The following is a 3,949-nucleotide window of genomic DNA, read 5'->3' as shown; positions in this document are numbered from 1 at the left end:
TATCGAGCAGCTCGTTCGTGTCATACGCCTTGTCCGCAAGGAACGCTTCCGCTTCCAAATCCTCCATAAGGAGAGGCGCTTGGCTGCAGTCCGCGACAGTACCGCTTGTCACAATGCCGCTTGCCGGCATCCCGTACTCGTCAACTGCCAAGTGCAATTTGCTGTTCAGCCCCCTTTTGTGCGGCTAATATCCTGAGTGCCGCCGCGTGCCCCGCATGCGCCTTGATATACGTCGAATCTATCATACGGATATCCCCGGCAGGCTCGCCTATTGCGGCATCCGCCAGCGTTTTCCATATTCCCTTATCCCGCCAGCGGCAAAACCGCTTGTGTATGCTGTTCCAGTTCCCGAATTCTGGCGGTATATCCCTCCACGGAGCGCCTGTGCGCGTCTGCCACGCTGCCGCGTTGATAAACAAGCGGTTGTCTTTCGCCACTCCCCCGCGTTTCCCTGCCTGTCCGGGCAGCAGTTCTTTTATCCGTTCCCGCGCCTCGTCGCTTATATCGTGCCGGTGAATGCCTTCATTTCTTTTCATGCCTCTATTTTACCTCTTTTCCCTTATCCAGTCCACACTGCCTAGGATAGAGGTCAACTCTAGTTACAGTTGAAGTCAATCCTAGTCTACGATAGGAATCAATCGTAGACTAGGATTGACTTCAATCATAGTCACGGTGTTTTAATTCGTTATGGTAACCCGGTCCGGGAATGCGTTTTGCAGAGGCTTTATATCTACGAAATCCCTGATATCGTACCGATTTTTGATAAGTCCGTTTTCAATAGACCAGTTTGCCACATTTGTTATATGGTCAAGGTCTTCCTGATACAAACGTAGGTCAAACTGGAACTTTTGAATATCATCCAGCGCACCGGTTTCAGGTATCTTTAATTCTTCATAAATCAGCCGGGCGGTTTGCTTCGGGTTCTGTTTTATGTACTCATTTGCTTCATCCAGCGCTTTGAGCAAGCGCGCCGCCCCGTCCGGGTGCTGCGCGATAAAGTCCGCATCGAGCATGAAATAACCCCGCATTTTGAAGTCAATCAATGAATAGTCTCCCAAGCTGCGGTTATTGGGGATTTCAGACGTCGCGTCCCATATCGTTGAGCCTGCCCAAATGCTGTCCACGTCGCGGCTGTAATATGCCGCAATAAGTTCGGCGTTTGAACTGAGGTATACCTGCTGAACGTCTTTCGGAGTCAAATGATATGTTTTGAGAAGCAGTCCCCAAACATATTCGTTGACCGTGCCTTTGGTAACGCCGAGTTTACGTCCTTTCAAATCGGCGGGAGTTTTTATGCTGTTGTCCCGCACAACCAGTTCGGACGCGTTGTATCCGTACCCGCCGACATATGCCACGATACGCAGTTTGTTGCTCTCGGAAAAACGGGACGCGACGGCATAATCCATACCCTGTGCCGCGTCAGTCTCGCCGAGAATCGCCGCGTTTATGGTATCTATGCCATACGCATAGGTCGAAATGTCCGCGTTGATATGATACTTTTCAAAAAATCCTTGGTTTTTAGCAACCCGAATCTGGTATGAAAAGACACCGCTATCCGTTCCTATGCGGACCGCAAGCGCGTCTGAAGCGGTGGTTGCCGCCGCAGTTTTTTTGGAGCAGCCGGAAGCGCCGATTAACACGATGCCGGTTAAGACCAAAATCGACAGTATCGTAGAAAATCGATTTTTTACCGTAATTATACGCATAATAAATTCCTTTACCTTTAAGCGCTTTTTGCTTCAAGGGAACGATAAATGTCTCGTTCCCACGGCAGAATGTCACAATCAACGTTGTATAGATAGTCGAATACGGTCTCTTCTCCGTTGGTCGTGTTGTAAAAATTCTCGTGTGAAAAACCGTGCTTTCGCAACAAAGTGTATGTCTTCAAATATACGTCGTGGTACCATTCGGCGGTGGGCGCACGGTGTCCCTCCAACGCTGAACCAGGATTCGGGTTCCACTGAAGCGGAATGGCAACCACGCCTGCTTCGATCAGATATTCGATTCCTTCAAGCAGGCTCGCCTTTGGCTCAATACCGGCGACAAAGTACGAGCGCACGTGTCCCTTGCCGAATACGGCGACCTCGTGCTTCAGCGCGTTTATCCAGTTTTGCCGTCCTCCGCAGAGTTCTTCTTTGCCGGGACAAATAGTTTTAAACATGTTTGAGTCCCAGATTTCCATGTTTGTCGCAATGCTGCTGTATCCGGCTTCTTTGTAGCGGTCAATAACGCCTAAATCCAGAGGCGCACCGATACAGGCTGTCCCGCCAAAGTCTTCAAGTCCGGTTTCTTTTTGGATTTCTTCTGCCACGTCAATATAATAATCCACTTCCCGCCGTTCGGGGATAAATCCGCCGGTAACCGTGAGTCTTCGATAGCCTTCGTCATAAGCCGCTTTGGTGGTCTCTGCAATTTGCCGCGCGGTTTTCCACTTTAACCCTTCCAACTCTGCGTAAGTATTGCGAGTCGCGTTTATGTTGCAAAACAGGCAATCCAGCCCTTTTTCGCCCAGGGAACATTCGTTGCTGTAGGTAATAGTAATCTTGCTCCTGCCCACATATTGGGCTATCCGCGACATAGGCGTACCGTCTGAGGTGAGTTTATCGTAGTATTTGGGTTTTTGCTGAAAGAAAATCTCAAAGACCGTGTGTCCGTTGTCATACAGGTAATAAAGACCCTGCTTGCTCAAAATAGAATAATGAGACTTTGGATCATAGGTAATCCCGAAACTGTATCCGGTTTCGTCCCGAAACGAATTCGGCAACTTGGTCGCGGTGTGCGAGTTATGATTCATGTTGAAACACCCGTGCACTTGTTCAAGGCACTGATTTTTGTAATCAAGTTCCTGCAAGACTTTGTCGTCAATAGCGACACCGGCGTTGAACAATTTCTCGGTGAGTTCAATGTTGCGGAATACCGCGTCTTTAGTTAACGCATTTTGCATAATAGCTCTCCTGTTTTTACGTTTATTACGAATTAAAAATCTTATTAAAATTATGTGTTTAGCACAATAGCATTGAAAAAAACTTTTATCAACTCTCTTTTTGTTTTATTTTTCAGAAAATCCTCGTTGCCGATCATTTGCAATGATGAGATTGCTCACGTCCTCCATAACGCACAGCGCTCCGGTATAACCTATATCACACCGACGCAATATAACCGGAGCATTCGACGGATACGACACAACCATCTGAGGAATATTCAGGCATAATTCAAAGGCGCTGCCAAACAACAACTCTGGTTTTGTATGCAAGAGAATCCGAGCAATTTCTCCGGTATCTTTGGAAAAACACAGGTTACTCGCTCCCAGTTTTATCAAATCTTCAGAAGGCTTCAGGTCATCGTCGGTTTCACGCGCGTCGGTAACAATCGCTGTTTTTAATTCCATTCCTAACGTGTTCGTCAAAAAAGTGCCGTACCGAAGAATAATACCTTCATTTCCGACGATAGCGAATTCTTTTTGAAATTGATAGGTAAAATAATACTCTTGTATCTGTCGAAGGGCGTGAACAAACCTTTGCCGTTCTTCTGTCAGATATAATTCTGTTTTTTGAGTGTCTACCGATAACAATGCTGCAATTTTTTGTATAAAGGCGGTTGTTTCTGTTTCGCCAAGAAAGGCACCGGGCACTTCTATATAGGGAACGTCATAGCAGTCTTGCAGTTTTTGTGCTGCTTTCAGCCCCCATGAAGACACAGCTACTGTTAGTTTTGCCTGATACGCCTGTTTCCAATTTTCCAAACATTGCCCGTAGCCAAAAAAAGTATTTACGCGTATATCAATAGAAGCGAAGATACGCTGTATTTCCAGAAGATTCCCCTGCCAGCATAGATCCTGACCGGGGATAATTCCAAGGATATTAATTAATCTTTCGTCTGTCGAGGCGGAGACCTTGATTATCTGAGGTAACTGAGTGAACATCGCGTCTATCACTCCCTCATACCCGTC

4 protein-coding genes and 1 pseudogene are annotated in these 3,949 nt (G+C 47.0%); all 5 read right to left on the bottom strand.

Annotated elements, in window-relative coordinates; all coding sequences use genetic code 11:
• Positions 1-130: pseudogene (locus tag AWU74_RS13430) on the bottom strand (IS5/IS1182 family transposase); the annotation flags it as partial.
• Positions 131-140: 10 nt separating this feature from the next.
• On the bottom strand, positions 141-536 hold the full coding sequence (locus tag AWU74_RS04235; RefSeq protein WP_059368987.1) for an IS5/IS1182 family transposase: 396 nt from the start codon (positions 534-536) through the stop codon (positions 141-143).
• A gap of 141 nt (positions 537-677) precedes the next feature.
• Positions 678-1,706, bottom strand: coding sequence for an ABC transporter substrate-binding protein (locus AWU74_RS04230; RefSeq protein ID WP_059368986.1), 1,029 nt, complete (start codon positions 1,704-1,706; stop codon positions 678-680).
• 17 nt (positions 1,707-1,723) lie between these two features.
• Positions 1,724-2,944 carry a radical SAM protein gene (locus AWU74_RS04225; RefSeq protein ID WP_059368985.1) on the bottom strand — a complete coding sequence of 407 codons (1,221 nt, stop codon included), beginning with the start codon at positions 2,942-2,944 and terminating at the stop codon, positions 1,724-1,726.
• Between the two features lie 105 nt (positions 2,945-3,049).
• On the bottom strand, positions 3,050-3,949 hold a 900-nt coding region (locus AWU74_RS04220; RefSeq protein ID WP_062327960.1), incomplete at its 5' end, for a nitrogenase component 1.

The organism is Treponema endosymbiont of Eucomonympha sp. (genome assembly GCF_001028545.1).
This window is presented reverse-complemented; position numbering and strand designations above follow the sequence as displayed.

What these genes read in the sequence shown, in the direction of transcription:
- AWU74_RS04235 (WP_059368987.1), bottom strand. Translation starts at nt 536, where the DNA reads ATGAAAAGAAATGAAGGCATTCACCGGCACGATATAAGCGACGAGGCG.
- AWU74_RS04230 (WP_059368986.1), bottom strand. Translation starts at nt 1,706, where the DNA reads ATGCGTATAATTACGGTAAAAAATCGATTTTCTACGATACTGTCGATT.
- AWU74_RS04225 (WP_059368985.1), bottom strand. Translation starts at nt 2,944, where the DNA reads ATGCAAAATGCGTTAACTAAAGACGCGGTATTCCGCAACATTGAACTC.